General features: G+C 66.5%; 16 protein-coding genes. 11 read left to right on the forward strand and 5 right to left on the reverse strand.

Translation table 11 applies throughout. The features are described from left to right. The first annotated feature begins 33 nt into the window (after positions 1-33). From queA to fabV, 6 genes are all read left to right on the forward strand, one after another. The gene (queA, locus tag ACZK33_RS09740; protein ID WP_423174845.1) at positions 34-1,101 is read left to right on the forward strand and encodes a tRNA preQ1(34) S-adenosylmethionine ribosyltransferase-isomerase QueA; all 1,068 of its coding nucleotides are present in this window, start codon (positions 34-36) and stop codon (positions 1,099-1,101) included. 177 nt (positions 1,102-1,278) lie between these two features. After that, positions 1,279-2,409 carry a tRNA guanosine(34) transglycosylase Tgt gene (tgt, locus tag ACZK33_RS09745; RefSeq protein ID WP_277778590.1) on the forward strand — a complete coding sequence of 377 codons (1,131 nt, stop codon included), beginning with the start codon at positions 1,279-1,281 and terminating at the stop codon, positions 2,407-2,409. A 134-nt stretch (positions 2,410-2,543) separates the two neighbouring features. Further along, complete coding sequence (gene yajC, locus ACZK33_RS09750) at positions 2,544-2,888, forward strand: preprotein translocase subunit YajC (RefSeq protein WP_005409257.1); 345 nt, start codon at positions 2,544-2,546, stop codon at positions 2,886-2,888. A gap of 61 nt (positions 2,889-2,949) precedes the next feature. Continuing rightward, a complete protein-coding gene (secD, locus tag ACZK33_RS09755) occupies positions 2,950-4,806 on the forward strand; it encodes a protein translocase subunit SecD (RefSeq protein ID WP_197615252.1) in 1,857 nt (618 codons plus the stop codon). Positions 4,807-4,821: 15 nt separating this feature from the next. Next, positions 4,822-5,802, forward strand: coding sequence for a protein translocase subunit SecF (gene secF / locus ACZK33_RS09760; RefSeq protein WP_201118791.1), 981 nt, complete (start codon positions 4,822-4,824; stop codon positions 5,800-5,802). Positions 5,803-6,445: 643 nt separating this feature from the next. Next, a complete protein-coding gene (gene fabV / locus ACZK33_RS09765) occupies positions 6,446-7,705 on the forward strand; it encodes an enoyl-ACP reductase FabV (RefSeq protein ID WP_071228982.1) in 1,260 nt (419 codons plus the stop codon). A gap of 108 nt (positions 7,706-7,813) precedes the next feature. On the opposite strand, the gene ACZK33_RS09770 is transcribed toward fabV, so the two are convergent. The 3 genes from ACZK33_RS09770 to ACZK33_RS09780 all read right to left on the reverse strand — a co-directional run bounded on the left by ACZK33_RS09770 (position 7,814) and on the right by ACZK33_RS09780 (position 11,704). After that, positions 7,814-9,883, reverse strand: a complete 2,070-nt coding sequence (locus ACZK33_RS09770) for a GGDEF/EAL domain-containing response regulator (RefSeq protein ID WP_121503054.1) — start codon at positions 9,881-9,883, stop codon at positions 7,814-7,816. 91 nt (positions 9,884-9,974) lie between these two features. Beyond that, on the reverse strand, positions 9,975-11,159 hold the full coding sequence (locus ACZK33_RS09775) for a BaiN/RdsA family NAD(P)/FAD-dependent oxidoreductase (RefSeq protein WP_423175814.1): 1,185 nt from the start codon (positions 11,157-11,159) through the stop codon (positions 9,975-9,977). Then, a complete protein-coding gene (locus tag ACZK33_RS09780) occupies positions 11,156-11,704 on the reverse strand; it encodes a YaeQ family protein (RefSeq protein WP_049400101.1) in 549 nt (182 codons plus the stop codon). Before ACZK33_RS09780 ends, ACZK33_RS09775 begins: the two co-directional genes overlap by 4 nt. Before the next feature lie 124 nt (positions 11,705-11,828). Between ACZK33_RS09780 and ACZK33_RS09785 the strand changes: the two genes are divergently transcribed. Further along, positions 11,829-12,686, forward strand: coding sequence for a pseudouridine synthase (locus ACZK33_RS09785; protein WP_423175815.1), 858 nt, complete (start codon positions 11,829-11,831; stop codon positions 12,684-12,686). 27 nt (positions 12,687-12,713) lie between these two features. Here the strand turns inward: ACZK33_RS09785 and ACZK33_RS09790 are convergent, their stop codons facing one another. Next, the gene (locus ACZK33_RS09790) at positions 12,714-13,202 is read right to left on the reverse strand and encodes a YaiI/YqxD family protein (RefSeq protein WP_010484520.1); all 489 of its coding nucleotides are present in this window, start codon (positions 13,200-13,202) and stop codon (positions 12,714-12,716) included. A gap of 301 nt (positions 13,203-13,503) precedes the next feature. Here ACZK33_RS09790 and ACZK33_RS09795 point away from each other — a divergent pair, with 301 nt between their 5' ends. From ACZK33_RS09795 to ACZK33_RS09810, 4 genes are all read left to right on the forward strand, one after another. Then, positions 13,504-13,713, forward strand: coding sequence for a cold-shock protein (locus tag ACZK33_RS09795; RefSeq protein WP_004153307.1), 210 nt, complete (start codon positions 13,504-13,506; stop codon positions 13,711-13,713). Between the two features lie 189 nt (positions 13,714-13,902). Then, positions 13,903-14,592 (forward strand): glutathione S-transferase family protein, encoded by a 690-nt coding sequence (locus ACZK33_RS09800; RefSeq protein ID WP_049461212.1) that lies wholly within the window; start codon positions 13,903-13,905, stop codon positions 14,590-14,592. Between the two features lie 32 nt (positions 14,593-14,624). Next, on the forward strand, positions 14,625-16,190 hold the full coding sequence (locus tag ACZK33_RS09805) for a protein adenylyltransferase SelO (RefSeq protein WP_285303084.1): 1,566 nt from the start codon (positions 14,625-14,627) through the stop codon (positions 16,188-16,190). 779 nt (positions 16,191-16,969) lie between these two features. After that, the gene (locus ACZK33_RS09810) at positions 16,970-17,506 is read left to right on the forward strand and encodes an adenine phosphoribosyltransferase (protein WP_032128313.1); all 537 of its coding nucleotides are present in this window, start codon (positions 16,970-16,972) and stop codon (positions 17,504-17,506) included. A gap of 174 nt (positions 17,507-17,680) precedes the next feature. Here the strand turns inward: ACZK33_RS09810 and dbpA are convergent, their stop codons facing one another. Then, entirely contained in the window at positions 17,681-19,057 is a 1,377-nt protein-coding gene (gene dbpA, locus ACZK33_RS09815) for an ATP-dependent RNA helicase DbpA (RefSeq protein ID WP_049442802.1), read from the reverse strand. Positions 19,058-19,063 lie beyond the last annotated feature (6 nt).

The raw sequence follows: 19,063 nt of genomic DNA on the forward strand, positions 1-19,063 counted from the left end.
GAAGCACGCCGGCTCGCAGACGCTGGACGTACAATGCGCGCCATTGTCGACCTGTTGCCGCCCACTGCCTTGAAGAAGTCCGATTTCAACTACGACCTGCCGGCTGAACTGATCGCGCAGGCGCCCCTGGCCGAACGTTCCGCAAGCCGCCTGCTGCTGGTGCCTCCGGCGCCCGATGCCTTCACCGACCTGCAGGTGCGCGACCTGCCGTCGCTGCTGCAGCCGGGCGACCTGCTGGTGTTCAACGACACCCGGGTGATCCCGGCGCGCCTGTTCGGGCAGAAGGCCAGTGGCGGCCGCGTGGAGATCCTGATCGAGCGCCTGCTGGGTGGCCAGCAGGCCCGCGCGCAGGTGGGCGCCAGCAAGTCGCCCAAGGCCGGCAGCCGCATCGCGCTGGATGCCGGTGGCGAAGCCGAGGTGCTGGGCCGCGATGGCGAGTTCTACGTGCTGCAGTTCCATGTGCCGGAATCGCTGGAACAGTGGCTGCTGCATGCCGGCCGCCTGCCGCTGCCGCCTTATATCCAGCGCGAGCCGGGCATGGACGACCGCGAGCGCTACCAGACCGTGTTCGCGCGTGAAGTGGGCGCGGTGGCGGCACCGACCGCCGGCCTGCATTTCGACGAACAGCTGCTGGCCGCATTGAAGGACAAGGGTGTGGACTTTGGCCACGTCACCCTGCACGTGGGGGCGGGCACCTTCCAGCCGGTGCGTGCCGATGACCTGAAGGACCACGTGATGCACCGCGAGTGGCTGAATGTCGGTGCCGAGCTGGTGCAGCAGGTACGGCGCACGCGTGCCGCCGGCGGCCGCGTGATCGGCGTCGGCACCACCGTGGTGCGCGCGCTGGAAAGCGCGATGCGTGACGGTGAGCTGCTGCCGTTTGCCGGCGAGACCCAGATCTTCATCACCCCGGGCTACCGCATCCGCAGCGTCGACGCGATGGTGACCAATTTTCACCTGCCGGAAAGCACGTTGCTGATGATGATTTCCGCGTTTGCCGGCAAGGAGCGCGTATTCGAGGCCTACCAGCACGCGATCGAGCAGCGCTACCGCTTCTTCAGCTACGGCGACGCGATGCTGCTGTTCCCACAGGCGGGGTAGGGCGCTGACCTCTGCCTGCTTGTGGTGGGTGCGCACCGTTGGTGCGCACTTGCCGGTGCCTGGAGGCCAGGAAAGCCACGCATGGCGTGGCTCTACTGCCGTGCCGTTCGGGCCTGAATGGGCGGTCGACCCGGTTTTGGGAGACAATGGGCGACTATTTGCCCGAATGACCGCTCCATGTCCCGATTGCAGTTCCAGCTCCAGACCCGCGACGGCCGTGCCCGCCGTGGCCGCCTGACCTTCCCGCGTGGCACGGTGGAAACGCCGGCCTTCATGCCGGTGGGGACCTATGGCTCGGTCAAGGGCATCCTGCCGGACCAGGTGCGTGCGCTGGGCGCCGAGATCATCCTCGGCAACACGTTCCACCTGTACCTGCGCCCGGGCCTGGACATCATCGCCGACCACGGCGGCCTGCACGGCTTCTGCCGCTGGGATGGCCCGATCCTGACCGACTCCGGCGGCTTCCAGGTGTTCTCGCTGGCCCACCGCCGCAAGATCACCGAGCAGGGCGTGACCTTTGCCTCGCCCACCGACGGTGCCCGTGTGTTCCTGGGCCCGGAAGAGAGCATGAAGATCCAGAAAGTGCTCGATTCGGACGTGGTGATGATCTTCGACGAGTGCACCCCGTACCCGGCTACCGAGGATGTGGCGCGCCGCTCGATGGAGCTGAGCCTGCGCTGGGCCCAGCGCAGCCGCAACGCGCATGACGAGCTCGGCAACGACGCGGCCCTGTTCGGCATCGTCCAGGGCGGCGTGCACACCGACCTGCGCAGCCGCTCGGCCGAGGCCCTGCAGGCGATCGGCTTCGACGGTTACGCCATCGGCGGCCTGGCCGTGGGCGAACCGGAGCACGAGCGCAACGCCATGCTCGACCACCTGGACCCGGAACTGCCGGGCGACCGTCCGCGCTATCTGATGGGTGTGGGCCGGCCGGAGGACCTGGTCGAGGGTGTCGCACGTGGCGTGGACATGTTCGACTGCGTGATGCCCACCCGCAACGCCCGCAACGGCCACTATTTCACCTCGTTCGGCACCGTCCGCATCCGCAATTCCCAGTACGCGCGCGACATGGATCCGATCGAGCCCGGCTGCGGCTGCGTGGCCTGCACCGGCGGTTACACGCGTTCGTACCTGCGCCACCTGGACCGCTGCAACGAGATGCTGGCGCCGATGCTGGGCACCCTGCACAACCTGTTCTATTACGAAAAGCTCATGGCCGACATCCGTGCGGCCATCGAGGCGGGAACCTTCCTGGCCTTCCGTGAGTCTTTCTACGCGGCACGCGGGGCGGCAGCACCGCCCTTGTAACCCGAACACCCCCTGCCAAACGGCCCAAGGACGAACGCCCGGGGCCGTGGCATACTTCAAGGCTGACCCAGATCCGCGGTCGACACCTCGTGCCCGTGAAAGGGCCGAAGCGCCGCCCAACCAAAGGACCAACAATGAACCTGCTTGCCTTCCTGATTCCCGCCGCCCACGCCCAGGCCGCCGGCGGCCAACCGCAGGGCATGGGCCTGACCACGCTGCTGTTCCCGGTCATCCTGATCGCCATCATGTACTTCCTGATGATCCGCCCGCAGATGAAGCGGCAGAAGGAGCACAAGGCCATGCTGGAGAAGATCAAGCGTGGCGACGAAGTGCTGACCAACGGCGGCATCGCCGGCATCGTCACCGACATCGGCGACAACTTCATCACCATTGAAGTGGCGGACAACGTGCGCATCCGCGTGCAGAAGGGCGCTGTCGGCAACGTGCTGCCGGCCGGTACCCTGAAGTCGGCCCAGTAAGCCACTCCCTTTCCGATGCACAACCGCGGCGCCGGGGATGGCGCCGCGCGGGACCCAAGCAATGCTCGAATTTCCACGCTGGAAGTACGTCGTCATCCTGATCGTACTGGCGCTCAGCGCGCTGTACGCGCTGCCCAACATCTACCAGAAGGACCCGGCCCTCCAGATCACCGCCAACCGTGGCGGCCAGATCGACGATGCGCTGCGTGACCGTGTGCTGGCCGACCTGAAGAAGGCCGGTGTCGCCACCGTCGGTGCCGAGAAGGAAGGGGAAAGCCTGATCGTCCGCCTGCCGGACCTGAAGGCGCAGTCCGCTGCCAGCGACGCCCTGCGTGACACGGTCGGCGAAAAGTACACCGTGGCCCTGAACCTGGCCTCGACCGTGCCGGACTGGCTGGCCAACCTCGGCGGTCGCCCGATGGTGCTGGGCCTGGACCTGCAGGGCGGTGTGCACTTCGTGCTGCAGGTCGACCAGAAGGCCGCCCTGGACAAGCGCCTGGACGCCTACACCGAAGACGTGCGCAGCACCCTGCGCGACGCCCGCATCGCTTACCAGTCGGTGGAACGCCGGGCTGACAACAGCATCGTGGCGAACCTGAGCCCGTCCGCCGGTGACGACGCCGCGCAGCGTGCCCGCACCGCCCTGGTGAAGGCGCAGCCGACCCTCGGCTACGACGTCAGCGGCAATCGCATCACGGTGACCGTGCCGGAAACCGAGATCACCCAGATCGCCAACGGCGCCATCGAGCAGAACATCAACACCCTGCGCAACCGCGTGAACCAGCTCGGTGTGGCCGAGCCGATCATCCAGCGCCAGGGTGCCGACCGCGTGGTGGTGCAGCTGCCGGGCGTGCAGGACACCGCCGAAGCCAAGCGCATGATCGGTGCCACCGCTACCCTGGAATACCGGGCCGTGGTGGACGGTAATGCACAGGACGCCATCAACTCCGGGCGCATTCCGCCGGAAGCGAAGGTCTACCAGCGTCGTGATGGCGGTGGTCCGGTCCTGCTGAACAAGCGCGTGATCGTCACCGGTGACCAGATGGTCGGCGCGCAGGCGGTGACCGATTCGAACAGCGGCTCTCCGGCGGTCAGCGTGACGCTGAACAATGTCGGCGGCCAGCGCATGTTCGACTTCACCAGCGCCAACGTGAACAAGCCGATGGCGGTGGTCTACACCGAGCGCGTGCCGACCGTGACCGTCGTCGACGGCCAGGAAGTGCGTGGCTTCAAGGTCAACGAGGAAGTGATCTCGGTGGCCAACATCAACGGCGTGTTCGGCAAGAACTTCCAGACCACCGGCCTGCAGAAGAAGGAAGCCGAGGACCTGGCCAAGCTGCTGAAGTCCGGCTCGCTGGCCGCGCCGATGGACTTCGTCGAAGAGCGCGTGGTGGGCCCGAGCCTGGGTGCCGAGAACGTCAAGAACGGTATGCGCGCGGTGGTGTTCGCATTCCTGTTCACCCTGGTGTTCTTCAGCGTCTACTACCGCATGTTCGGCGTGATCACCTCGATCGCGATGCTGTTCAACCTGCTGATCGTGGTGGCGGTGATGTCGCTGTTCGGCGCGACCATGACCCTGCCGGGCTTCGCCGGTCTGGCGTTGTCGGTCGGCCTGTCGGTGGACGCCAACGTGCTGATCAACGAGCGTATCCGTGAAGAACTGCGTGCCGGCGTGCCGGGCAAGACCGCGATCGTGACCGGTTACGAGCGTGCTTCCGGCACCATCCTCGACGCCAACCTGACCGGCCTGATCGTCGGTGTGGCGCTGTTCGCATTCGGTACCGGTCCGCTGAAGGGCTTCGCGCTGACCATGATCATCGGTATTTTCGCCTCCATGTTCACCGCGATCACCGTGTCGCGTGCGCTGGCGACGCTGATCTACGGCCGCCGCAAGAAGCTCCAGAACGTGGCCATCTGACGGGACGACACGCACATGAAACTGTTTCCGCTGCACATCCTCCCGAACGACACCAAGATCGACTTCATGCGCTGGCGCCATGTCGCGATGGTCGTCACGGTCATCGTGTTCCTGGCCTCGGTCGCCATCATCGGCGTCAAGGGCTTCAACTACGCCCTGGACTTCACCGGCGGCACCCTGATCGAAGCCCGCTTCGACAAGGCCGTGGACGTCGAGCAGGTCCGCACCAAGCTCGAGCAGAGCGGCTTTGAGGGTGCCCAGGTGCAGAGCGTCGGTGGCAACACCGATCTGCTGATCCGCCTGGCCCCGCACGGTGAGCACGCTGCCGGTACCGGTGACGCCGCGCACGAGGACAAGGCCACCGCCGCCGCCGTGGTGAAGGCCCTGTCCACCGCCGACAACCAGGCCACCGTGCTCCGCAACGAGTTCGTGGGCCCGCAGATCGGCAAGGACCTGGCGATGAATGGCCTGTACGCCACGATCTTCATGCTGGCCGGCTTCCTGATCTACATCGCGGTGCGCTTCGAATGGAAGTTCGCGGTCACCGCCAGCATCGTGGCGATGTTCGATCTGATCGTGACGGTCGCTTACGTGTCCCTGCTGGGCCGTGAGTTCGACCTGACCGTGCTGGCCGGCCTGCTGTCGGTGATGGGCTTTGCGATCAACGATCTGATCGTGGTCTTCGACCGCGTCCGCGAGAACTTCCGCAGCCTGCGCGTGGACTCGATGGAAGTGCTGAACCGTTCGATCAACCAGACGCTGTCGCGTACGGTGATCACCGCGGTGATGTTCTTCCTGTCGGCGCTGGCCCTGTACATGTACGGCGGCAGCTCGATGGAAGGCCTGGCCGAGACGCACATGATCGGTGCGGTGATCGTGGTGCTGTCCTCGATCCTGGTGGCGGTGCCGATGCTGACGATCGGTTTCCTGCGCGTCAGCAAGCAGGACCTGCTGCCGAAGGCGAAGGACATCGAGGCCCTGGCCCGTCGCCCGTAAGCACCCGCTGCACGCAACACACAGAGAACCCCGCGCAAGCGGGGTTTTTTGTGTGCAGGGCTGGTACGCGTCATCGCATGCGCGCTGTCGCTCCCACGCTTCGCTGCGCGAACCGTGGGCCCCACTTACCAGCTCCCAGACCCCCGCCGCTTCGCGGCCGCCCCCTGACTCAGGGGGCTCTGCCCCAGACCAGTTCCGCGCGGCTGTTGGTAGGTGTCGACCTTGGTCGACACATCTGTCAGATATTGAATGAATTCAACCGTGCCGACCAACGGTCGGCACCCACCAACAGCAGCGGCGACATGTCCAACAGATCGCGGAAATCTGTAGAAGGCGGGGTGGGTCCGGTTGCGGGGGTGTCCGCGGCATGGATGCCGCGGCCAAGCCTCCATGGAAGGATTTACGGCGTCCCCCGCAACCGGACCCACCCCGCCAACCCACAGGAGCCCAGCTTTTGATGTTGACGTTGCTCTGGCTTCCAGCGGGTGCAGGGTGCAACCCTGCAGAACAAACCCCACCCTACGCCGCCGTCGGTTGTGCAATCTTCCCCCGCGCACTACGATCCTGCGGTTCGCGCGCGCAGGCGCGCGCCCGTATTCCTGCTGAGCGCCCCGTGCGCCGCATCTGCCAACCCGAGGTATCCATGGTCATCAAACCGCGCGTCCGCGGCTTCATCTGCGTCACAACCCACCCGACCGGCTGCGAAGCCGCGGTCAAGCAGCAGATCGACTACATCCGCGCACGTCCGCCGATCCAGAATGGTCCCAAGCGCGTGCTGGTGATCGGCGCCTCCACCGGCTACGGCCTGGCTGCGCGCATCACTGCCGCCTTCGGCAGTGGCGCCGCCACCCTGGGCATCTTCTTCGAACGCCCGGGTAGTGAAACCAAGCCGGGCACCGCGGGCTGGTACAACTCGGCCGCGTTCCACAAGTACGCCGACGAAGCCGGCCTGTACGCGAAGAGCATCAACGGCGATGCCTTCTCCGATGAAGTGAAGGCCAGGACCATCGAGATGATCAAGGCCGATCTCGGCCAGGTCGACCAGGTCGTCTACAGCCTTGCCGCGCCGCGCCGCAAGCACCCGAAGACCGGAGAGATCATCAGCTCCACGCTGAAGCCGATCGGCGAGCCGATCACCCTGCGTGGCCTGGATACCGACAAGGAAGTGCTGACCGAGACCCATCTGCAGCCGGCCACCCCGGAAGAAATCGCTGGCACCGTCGCGGTGATGGGCGGCGAGGACTGGCAGATGTGGATTGATGCGCTGGCCGACGCCGGCGTGCTGGCCAATGGCTGCACCACCACCGCCTTCACCTACGTGGGCGAAGAGATCACCCAGGCGATCTACTGGAATGGCTCGATCGGTGCGGCCAAGAAGGACCTGGACACCAAGGTGCTGGGCCTGCGCGAGAAGCTGGCCAAGATCGGTGGCGACGCCCGCGTGTCGGTGCTGAAGGCCGTGGTCACCCAGGCCAGCTCGGCCATTCCGACCATGCCGCTGTACCTGTCGCTGTTGTTCAAGGTGATGAAGGAAAAGGGCACCCACGAGGGCTGCATCGAACAGCTCGACGTGCTGTACGACATTCTCTACGGCGGCAAGGCCGATGGCGTCGCGGTCGATCGCCTGCGCCACGACCTGGTCGATGGCGATGGCCACACCGTCGCGCTGGTCGATGACGAAGGCCGCCTGCGTGCCGATTACAAGGAAATGGCTGCGGACGTGCAGGGCAAGGTGGTCGCGCTGTGGCCGCAGGTGACCAACGAGAACCTGTACGAGATCAGCGATCTGGCCGGCTACAAGGCCGACTTCCTGCGCCTGTTCGGTTTTGGCGTGGAGGGTGTCGACTACGAGGCTGACGTCAATCCGGACGTGAAGATTGAAAACCTGGTCGACATGACCTGATCAATGAAAAGGCCGGCGAAAGCCGGCCTTCTCTTTGGGTGGTGCCGGCCGCTGGCCGGCAACCCCGGGTACCTGAGGCTGCCGGCCAGCGGCCGGCACTACCATCGGTCACCCGAACTCGAAGCCCATCTCCGGCAACGCCGGGCCGACGAAGTCGCCCTGCACATAGTCCACGCCGGCACTGAACAGCAACGTCATCGAATTGGCATCGCTGACGAACTCGGCGATGGTGCGGATGCCGGCTTCCTGCGCGCGCGCGGTGATCTGGCTGATGCGATCGATGTTCTCGCGCGTGGCTGCCAGGTCGCTGGTGAAGCCACGGTCCAGCTTGAGGAACTGTGGCTGGAAGTGGGCCAGCAGCTGGAAGGAATCCAGCCCCGAGCCGAACTGTTCCAGGCCGATGCGGCAGCCCAGCGGTGCAACTTCGGCAAGGAACTGCTGTGCACTGCGCAGGTGAGTGAACACCTTCGCTTCCGGCGCATGCAGCCACAGCCGTTCGCCGGGCACACCCTGAGCCTGCAGCTCGCGGCGCAGGGTAGCGATCATCTGCGGGTCGTCGAACGATTCCGGCGTCACTTTCACCAGCATCTGCGTGGCATGGCCTTCGCGTGCACGCTGGCCCAGCACCGCGATGGCCCGTGACACCACCCAGCGGTTGATGTCGGCCAGCAGGCCGTGCTCCTCCGCGATACCGAGGAACGCGGTCGGACTCAGCAGTTCGCCGTTGTGCTCCAGGCGCAGGTAGGCCTCATACAGCTCCAGCGACTCGCCCTGCAGGTTCAGCACCGGCTGGTAGTGCAGCTGGAAGCCGTCACCGGCCAGCGCTTCACGGATACGGGCGACCCAGCGCAGCACGCGTTCTTCCTCCACGCGGTCGGCGGCGGCCGGGTCGAAGATACGGCAGGTATTGCCCAGTTCGGCGGCGGCCTGCGTGCATTCGCTGGCGCGTGCCAGCACCTGGCCGATGCTGGCGATCTTCTCGCCCACCTGCACGCCACCGATGCTGACCGTTACCGTGGCCGAACGCGCGCCGATGCTGAAGACGTGCGCGGCGTAGGCTTCGCGGATGCGCTCGGCAAGTGCCACGGTCTGCGCGTACGGCCCGGCCTGCAGCACGGCGAAATTGTGTTCGCCGAAGCGGGCCAGCTGCGCGTCTTCGCCAACGACTTCGGCCAGCAGCGCGGCGAGCGCGCCGATCAGGGTGTCGGCCGAGGCCAGGCCAATGTCCGGCAGCAGGCGCGCGTAGTGGTCCGGCTCGATCAGCAGCAGGCCGAACTGGCCTTCGCTGCGCCCGGCCTGGGCCACCGCGCTTTCCAGCTGCAGCATGAAGGTCGGGCGATTGAGCAGGCCGGTGACCTGGTCGCGCTGGCGCAGGTCCTCGACCTCACGTGCCAGCTCGGGGTCGAATTCCATGCGGCGGCGGAGCACCACCTGCAGGCAGGATTCGCCTTCGTAGGTGGCAGCGGCAAACTCCATCGTCGCCGGGAACGCACTGCCATCCTCGTGGCGTGCGTCGAGCTGGTACTGCGGCGGCGGCGCCTCGCCACGGCTGAGGCCCTTCAGAAGCTGCTTGAAGCCCTCCACGTGCTGGGCGGCGACCATGTCCAGCAGCGAGATGCCTTCGATGTCGTCGAAATGCTCGTAACCGAACATCTCCAGATAGGCATCGTTGGCGCGGATGTGCATGCCTTCATGCACGTAGGCGATGGGGTCGCGCGAGGAGGCGATCAACGCATCGCAGCGGCGCTCGGTCTCGCGCATCTGCGCCTCGATGCGGCGCAGGCCGCGGCGTGCCTGCAGGTCCACCCACTGGTCGCGGACCACGGCGAGCAGGTGCTCGGGGCGCTGGCGCAGGGCGAGGGCGCGGATGCCATGGCTGCTGGCCTGCACCAGTTCGTCCTCGTCGATGCGCTCGGCCAGCAGTACCAGTGGAATGTCCTTGCCGCTGGCAGCAATATGCTGGGCCACCAGTGGCAGCGGGATGCCCTGGGAGGGCGAAGCCAGCACCAGGTCGATGGCCTGGCTGGCCAGCACCTGGGCCAGCTCGGCTGCATCCTGCGGACGCCACGGGCGTACCGCGATGCCGCTGTTGCGCAGCGTGCTGACGATGGCTTCGGCATTCTCGCCGCTGTCATCGACGATCAGCAGGCGGATGGTGATGTCGTTCGCGTTCTGCATGCACTGCTCCCCAATCTGCAAATCTAGATACACGATGCGCGGCGAACCGTCCATGCGCGCACCCCTTGCACGCATTGAACGGCGATGTGGTTCACACCACGCCACCGGCTGCGTGGCCGCTGGCCCAGGCCCACTGGAAGTTGTAGCCGCCCAGCCAGCCGGTCACATCCAGCACCTCGCCGACGAAATGCAGGCCGGGCACGCGCTTGGATTCCATCGTCGAGGACGAGACCTCGGCGGTATCCACGCCGCCCAGGGTGACCTCGGCGGTGCGGTAGCCCTCGGTGCCACTGGCCACCAGCGGGAACGCGCCCAGCAGCTGTGCGGCCTGGCGCAGCACCGGCTCGTCCAGCTGGCGCACGGGCCGGTCGGGCAGCCAGTGTTCGCACAACCGCTGTGCCAGCCGCTTCGGCAGTACCTCGCCCAGTACCGTGCGCAGCTCGGCGGCAGGACGTTCGCGCTTCATCTGGCGCAACCACTCGCCGGCATCCTGGCCGGGCAGCAGGTCCAGCTTCAGCGCGTCGCCGGGTTGCCAGAACGAGGAGATCTGCAGGATCGCCGGGCCACTCACGCCGCGATGGGTCAGCAGCATGAAATTCTGGAAGCTCTTTCCGTTGCAGCGCGCCTCGATGGGCAGAGCGACGCCGCTGAGATCGGCCAGCCGTTCCTGGTGCTTGCCGCTGAGCGTCAGCGGCACCAGCCCGGCGCGGGTCGGCAGCACCTGGTGGCCGAACTGTCGGGCCACTTCATAGCCGAAGCCGCTGGCGCCCATGCTGGGAATGGAGAGGCCGCCGGTGGCCACCACCAGCGAGGCGCAATGGAACAGGCCCTGCGTGGTGTGCACGCGGAATCCATCGCTGCCATGCTCGATGCGCTGCACGCTGCAGTCGGTACGCACCTGCACGCCTGCCGCCTGGCATTCGTCCACCAGCATCTTCACGATCTGCTTGGACGAGACATCGCAGAACAACTGGCCCAGCTCCTTTTCGTGATACGCGATGCCGTGCTTGCTGACCAGCTCGATGAAGTGCCAGGGCGTGTAGCGCGCCAGTGCCGACTTGCAGAAGTGCGGGTTGGCCGACAGGAAGTTGGCCGGGGTGGTGCCGGTGTTGGTGAAGTTGCAGCGGCCACCGCCGGACATCAGGATCTTCTTGCCGACCTTGTTGGCATGGTCGATCACCTGCACCTGGCGGCCGCGCTGGCCAGCCGTGATTGCGGTCATCAGCCCGGCCGCACCGGCGCCGATGACAACCACGTCGCAACGGATCGTGCTCATGCCTTGGCGCGCTTGCGCCAGTTCGGGATCACGTCGAGCTGGATCTGGTCGTTGAGCAGCTGCACTTCACCGTCCTGGATCAGCACGCTCCAGCGCATGGCGCGCTGGATCTGCTGGCCCCAGCGCTCGACGAATTCACCGTCCAGATCAACCACCGAGAGATTGTCGAAGCGTGCCAGGCCCTTGCTCTGCTTGCCCCACCAGATCTCCGAGGCGTTGCCGCCGTAGTTGATCACCTGCACCTGGCGGCTGCGATTGCTGGCCTTGCGGATGCGCGATTCGTCCGGATGGCCCAGGTCGATCCACTGCAGGATGTCGCCGGTGTAGTCGTGTTCCCACAGATCCGGCTCGTCATCGGTGCTCAGGCCGCGGCCGAATTCCAGGCGGTCGCCGGCGTTCAGCGCGAAGGCGAGCAGGCGCACCATCAGGCGATCGTCGGTCTCGGACGGGTGCTGGGCCAGGGTCAGGTTGTGGGTCGCGTAGTAGCCGCGATCCATGTCGCTGATCTGCAGTTCGGCCTTGCGGATGGTGGCGGTGAGGGCCATGGGGGGTCCGTGGACTAAAGACGACAATGATAGAGGTTTGCTCCAGGGGTGTCCGTTGCCGGTCTGTCTGCGCAGCGTCAACGGTGGCACTCTTGCGCTCTTTCCCGTGGCCGGAGTGGACGCCGTGACCTTGCCCAGCCGCCTGCAGCTGCCACCCGGCCACTGGTCCAGCCTGCTCGATGGCCTGTGCGCGCGTTTCCCGCGCATCGACCGTGCGCAATGGCAGGACCGCTTCGCCCGAGGCCGCGTGCAGGATGCGCAGGGCAGGGCACTGGCGCCGGACATGCCTTGGCAGGTGGGGCTTGAAATCCAGTACTTCCGCGAGGTGGCCGACGAGCCGGTGATTCCCTTCGCCGAGACCATCCTGCATCTGGATGCGCACCTGCTGGTGGCCGACAAGCCGCACTTCCTGCCGGTGACGCCGGCCGGTGGGTATGTACGCGAAACCCTGCTGTCGCGCCTGGTCGCACGCACCGGCAACACCGAGCTGGCGCCGTTGCACCGCTTGGACCGGCTGACCGCCGGCCTGGTGCTGTTTTCCACCCAGGCAGCCACGCGTGATGCCTACCAGCGGCTGTTCCGCGAGCGGCGCATCGGGAAGACCTACGAGGCGCTGGCACCGGCGCTGCCGGGGCGGGAGTTTCCGCTGCAGCGGGACAGTCGTCTGGTGCCGGGGGAGCCGTTCTTCCGCATGGCCGAAGTGCCGGGCGAGCCCAATGCCCGCAGCCGGATCGAGCTGATCGAGGCCGAGGGGCCGGTCTGGCGCTACCGGTTGCGGCCGGAAACCGGCCGCAAGCACCAGCTGCGCGTGCATATGGCGATGCTGGGCGCCCCCATCGAGGGCGATGACCTGTATCCGCAGCTGAGGCCGCGCCCGGATGAAACGGTCGAGTCACCCCTGCAGCTGCTGGCGCAGGGGCTGACCTTCGACGATCCATTGAGTGGGGAGCCCAGGCGGTTCAGCAGCCAGCGTCGCCTGTGACTGCCCGGCCAGAGCGGGTAGGGTCGTTCAGCGAACCGGGCGTCGCGCCAGCCAGCGGTCCAGCTCGGCCGCGAACAGCTGCCGGTCGCGCGGGCCCAGCGGCGGTGGGCCCCCGGTCTGCACCCCGGCGCCGCGCAGCTCTTCCATGAAATTGCGCATCGACAGCCGCTCGGCCATGTTGTTCGGGGTGTACAGCTGGCCACGCGGGTTCAGCGCCACCGCCTTCTTCTCCAGCACCAGCGCGGCCAGCGGGATGTCCTGGGTGACCACCAGGTCACCGGCGGCGACCCGCTCGACGATGGCGCTGTCGGCCACGTCCAGGCCCTGGGGGACCTGGATCGAGCGCAGCCAGCGCGAGGGCGGGGTCCGGATCCACTGGTTGGCGACCAGGGTCAGCTCGATCCCAACGCGTTCAGCGGCCCGGAACAGGATGTCGCGAATGACGGTGGGGCAGGCGTCCGCGTCTACCCAGATGCGTGGGAGAGCGGGTTCAGCTTGGGTTTCAGCTTCAGTCATTTACCCAGTGTAGGGTAGGAAAATCCTGAATGGGGACTCGGGGTTAGCCTCGATCGGCTGCCAGCCCTTGTCACGTCTAGCGGGCGGGGTCTGCCCATGAACGTCCGGGCTATCGCTTTTTGCAGAAAACACGCGTATCGTTCGTCCCACTGTGTTTGCTAGGGTCACCGTGAATCGTGGCCTGGTGCAGTTGATCTCACGATCCGCTCATCGATCCGCTTTACCAACGCCTGCAACTCAGTCTCGGCCCCGATACCCGGTGGCTGCGATTTTTTCAACATGTGTTTCAGGAGTTAGTCAAATGTCTGATCGTCAGACCGGCACCGTCAAGTGGTTCAACGACGCCAAGGGCTTCGGCTTCATCACCCCGGAAAGCGGCCCGGACCTGTTTGTGCACTTCCGTGCCATCCAGGGCACCGGCTTCAAGACCCTGCAGGAAGGCCAGAAGGTTACCTTCATCGCCGTCCAGGGTCAGAAGGGTATGCAGGCTGACCAGGTGCAGGCGGTCTAATCCGTCTGCTACCGTTTGGTAGCCAGAACGCCGGAAGCGAAAGCTTCCGGCGTTTTTTATTGCCCGCTGTTTTGTAGAGTCGAGCTTGCTCGACTGTCTCTGGAAAGCAGTCGAGCAAGCCCGACTCTACAAAAGGCATGCAGCCGGGCGGGCTAAGATCAGATGCATCCTCCCATCGCGGAACCGTCCATGCGCATCGTCCACCACCTGGAAAACTCCCGTTCCCTGCGCGTGCTGTGGATGCTGGAGGAGCTGGGGCTGGACTACGAACTGCGCCGTTATCCGCGTGATCCGAAGACGCTGCTGGCGCCGCCGGAACTGCGCAACGTGCATCCGCTGGGCAAGTCGCCGGTGCTGCAGGATGGCGAACTGGTACTGGCCGAGTCCGGGGCGATCCTCGACTACCTCGCTGACCGTTACGACACCCAGCGCCAGCTGTCGCCGTCACCGATGCCGGCCGACGGAGCTGAACGCATCGCCTACCGCTACTGGCTGCACTATGCCGAAGGTTCGGCGATGCCGCCGCTGCTGCTGACCCTGGTGATCGGTCGCATCCGCAGCGCACCGATGCCGTTCTTCGCGCGCCCGATCGCACGCAGCATCGCCGACAAGGCCGAGCGCGGCTTCATCGGTCCGCAGCGGCGCCTGCACCTGGACTGGATGGAGCGCCGCCTGGCCGAAAGCCCGTGGTTTGCTGGCGAGCGCTTCAGTGCGGCCGACATCCAGATGAGCTTCCCGATCCAGGCCGCTGCCGCACGCGGTGGTGGCCTCGACGACAAGCCGGCACTGCGTGGCTTCCTCAAGCGTATCGGTGAGCGCCCGGCCTACCAGCGTGCCGAGGCCCACGGCGGCCACCTGCAGGCGCTCAGCGGCAATTGAGGAGGGCGGCCGTCGCCCCCATCTTCAGCACCATGGATACCGACAGCCCCCGTTTCGACAACCGCCTGCTGCATACCCTGCCGGGCGACCCCGAATCCGGCCCGCGCAGGCGTGAAGTGCTGGGCGCAGCCTGGTCGCCAGTGATGCCGACCCCGGTGACGGCGCCCACGCTGCTGGCCTGGGCGCCGGACGTGGCCGAAATGCTTGGCTTCAATACCGCTGAGGTCGAGAGCGAAGGCTTCGCCCGTGTATTCGGTGGCAACGCACTGTATGCAGGCATGCAGCCTTGGGCGGCCAACTACGGTGGCCATCAGTTCGGCCATTGGGCCGGCCAGCTCGGCGACGGCCGTGCGATCTCGCTGGGTGAATTGGTCGCGCCGGATGGCCGCCACTGGGAGCTGCAGCTGAAGGGGGCCGGCCCCACGCCTTACTCGCGCGGCGCCGATGGGCGCGCAGTGCTGCGCTCGTCGATCCGCGAATTCCTGTGCAGCGAAGCGATGCACCATCTGGGGGTGCCGACCACGCGCGCGTTGTCGCTGGTCGGTACCGGCGACGACGTGGTGCGTGACATGTTCTACGACGGCCACCCGCGCGCGGAGCCGGGTGCCATCGTGTGCCGGGTATCGCCGTCGTTCCTGCGCTTTGGTTCGTTCGAGCTGCCTGCGTCGCGTGGTGAAACCGCCCTGCTGCAGCAGCTGGTCGATGCCTGCATCGCCCGCGATTTCCCCGAACTGGAAGGGCAGGGCGAGGCGCTGTATGGCGACTGGTTCGCGCAGATCGCGGTGCGAACCGCCGAGATGATCGCGCACTGGATGCGCGTGGGTTTCGTGCATGGCGTGATGAACACCGACAACCTGTCCGTGCTCGGCCTCACACTTGATTACGGCCCTTACGGCTGGGTCGAGGATTTCGATCCGGACTGGACGCCGAACACCACCGATGCGCAGGGCCGCCGTTATCGCTTCGGTACCCAGCCGCAGGTGGCGTACTGGAACCTGAGCCGATTGGCCCAGGCGTTGTCGCCGTTGTTCGCCGATGTGGCGCCGCTGCAGGCCGGTCTGGCGGCCTACCAGTCCACCTTCGTGGCCTGCACCCGTCGCGATGCCGCAGCCAAGCTGGGCCTGGCCGCGGCCGACGATGACGACCTGCAGCTCTACCTGCGCTGGCAGCAGTTGATGCAGGACGGTGGCATGGACATGACCCTGGCCTGGCGCGCGCTGATGCGCCTCGATCCGGCGACACCGGATGCGGCGCTGCTGGACGCGGTGTACTACGACGAGGCGCGCCAGCAGGCGGTGCAGGCGCCGTTGCAGCAGTGGCTGCAGGACTACGCGGCACGGTTGCAGGCCGATCCGCTGTCGGCCACTGAGCGCACGGCGAAGATGGCCGCGGCCAATCCGCTGTACGTGCTGCGCAACTGGTTGGCGCAGGAAGCCATCGATCGTGCAGAGCAGGGCGACCTCGGTGGCGTTCACGCACTGCAGGACGTGCTGCGTGATCCGTACACCGAGCGTGCCGGGCTGGAGCATTTCGCCGGCAAGCGCCCGGCGTGGGCAGACAACCGCGCGGGCTGCTCGATGCTGTCCTGCAGCTCCTGAGGGTGGGTTTCGGCAGGGCTGCGCCCTGCACCCGCAGAGGCCAGGTCAAACGCCAGAGCAAAAGCGGAATCCGTGGTCTGGCGGGGCGGTGTGGGGCTGCAGGACACGCCGTAAACCCATCCATGGGGGCTCGATGGCGCCATCCATGGCGCCAACGGTCCTGCAGCCCCACACCGCCCCACCTCCGACAGATTCCCGCTGCTGTGGGTAGGTGTCGACCTTGGTCGACACGGTAGATCCACGCCATGCGTGGATGCTCTTCGTTCAATTTTCGAAATATTGGATTTCGATGAAGATTCATCCACGCATGGCGTGGATCTACAGAAAGCAATGCCCGACAGATCGCAGAAATCTGTCGAAGGCGGGGTGGGTCCGGTTGCGGGGGCGTGAGCCGCATGGGCCCGAGGCATGCCTCGGGCGGGTTGGGGAGGAGGCCCAACCCCGGTCTTGCCGTGTGCGCAGGACAGCGCACACGAGCAAGCGGCGACCGAGCTTACATGGATGAGGGCGCTTTGCTTGCGAAGCACTGCTTCGCAAGCGCCCGAACGCACAGCCGCCAGCGGCTGGGCCGGGCCCCGGAGGGGGACTTGCAGCGTCCCCCGCAACCGGACCCACCCCGCCATCCCACAGGAAACTCGCTGTTGCCCTTGCTGTTGCCGTTGCCGTTGCCTTGGCTTGAAGCCTCTGCAGGTGCCGGGCGCAGCCCGGCCGAATACCCCCAACAGGCAGGCGACGCCCGGAACAGGTACCCTATGCCGCCATCAGATAACCAACGTGACATGACCGACGCCATCGTCGCTCCGCAGTGGGCCTCCCGCCTGCGCGACATCGCCGACTTCCCCAAGCCCGGCATCCTCTTCAAGGACATCATGCCGCTGCTCGCACACGGCGAGGACTTCCGCGGTGCCATCACCGCGATGGCCGACCGCTGGCGTGACCAGAAGCTGGACGCGGTGATCGGCATCGAATCGCGTGGCTTCATCCTCGGCGCCGCGATGGCGCTGGAACTGGGGGTGGGCTTCGTGCCGGTGCGCAAGCCGGGCAAGCTGCCGGGCCAGGTGCTGCGCGAGGAATACACGCTGGAATACCGAAGCGACTGCATCGAAGTGCACGCCGATGCGCTGCCGGCCGGCGCCCGCGTGGCGATCATCGATGACGTGCTGGCCACTGGCGGCACGCTGGTCGCCGCGCTGTCGCTGGTGCGCCGCCTGGGCGTTGACGTGGTCGGTGCCGGCGTATTGGTCGAGCTCGACGGCCTCGGCGGCCGCGCCCGCTGGGAAGCGGATCTGCCGCTGCACACCGAACTGGTGTTCTGATCGAAGGGTGGGTGCCAACCAAGGTTGGCATCTACCAGAGCGAATGGCTTGGAGCCGGTAGTTGCCAACCTTGGTTGGCAGCGCCTTTCGCGACTGGCGCCACGGATGGGCCAACCAAGGTTGGCCGCTACCAGGTCAGATCGTTGCCAACCGTGGTTGGCAACGTTGCTTCAATCACATCATCCGCACGCGGAACCGACGGCCCTTGATCTTGCCGGCTTCCAGCTTGGCCACGGCCTTGTTGGCCTGCTCACGCGCGATCGCCACATAGGAGCGGGTCGGGAAGATCGCGATCTTCCCGATGAACTTGCTCGACAGCCCGGCGTCGCCGGTCAGTGCGCCGAGGATGTCGCCCGGGCGCAGCTTGTCCGTCTTGCCGCCGTCGATGCGCAGCGTGCGCATCGCGGCTTGCGGCAGTTCGGCCGGGCGCGAGGTTGCCAGCGGCGTCTTCTGCCAGTCCAGCGGCTGCCCCATCTGCGCTTCGATGGCTTCGGCGCGGGTCTTCTCGCGGCCGGCCACCAGGCTGATCGCCAGGCCGCTGGCACCGGCACGGCCAGTACGGCCCACGCGGTGCTGATAGCTCTCCACGTCGGTCGGCAGCTCGTAGTTGATCACCGCCGCCAGCTCTTCCACGTCCAGGCCGCGTGCGGCCACATCGCTGGCCACCAGTACGTTGCAGCTGCGGTTGGCCAGCAGCAACAACACTTCCTCGCGGTCGCGCTGCTCCATGTCGCCATGCAGGGCCAGTGCAGAGAAGCCGAACTGCTGCAGTGAGTTGGCCACTTCGTCCACGTCCTTGCGGGTGTTGCAGAAGACCACCGCCGATTCCGGCGTGTACTTCAGCAGCAGGCCAGCCAGCGCCTTCTGGCGGTGCGCCGGTTCCACCTCGCAGAACAGGTGGCGGATCGCCGGAGCCTGGTCGGCACCCTCCACGGTCACTTCCACTGCGTCGCGCAGCAGGTCACGCGCCATGGCGCGGATGCTGTCGGGGAAGGTGGCGGAGAACAGCAGGCTCTGGCGGTCCTTGTGGGTGCGGCCGGCGATCTCGCGGATCGGCTCCTCGAAGCCCATGTCGAGCATGCGGTCGGCCTCGTCCAGCACCAGCGTGCGCACCGCGCCAAGATTCAGCGCGCGCTTGCGTGCCAGCTCCTGCACACGGCCGGGAGTGCCGACCACCACGTGCGGGTCATGGCCTTCCAGCGAGGCCAGCTGCGGGCCCAGCGGCACGCCGCCAACCAGCAGCAGCAGCTTCAGGTTGGGGATGCCGGTGGCCAGCTTGCGGATCTGCTTGCCGACCTGGTCGGCCAGTTCGCGGGTCGGGCACAGCACCAGCGCCTGCACACGGATCAGGCTGGGGTCGATGGCCTGCAGCAGGCCCAGGCCGAAGGCGGCGGTCTTGCCGCTGCCGGTCGGCGCCTGTGCGATCACATCGCGGCCATCCAGGATGGCCGGCAGGCTCTGCGCCTGCACGGGGGTGAGGGTGGTGTAGCCGAGGGCGTCCAGGCCGGGCTGCAGGGCCGGGCTCAGCGGCAGAGTCGAGAAGTCAGTCATGGCGCA

This window comes from Stenotrophomonas sp. 86156_Sma (assembly GCF_056481625.1).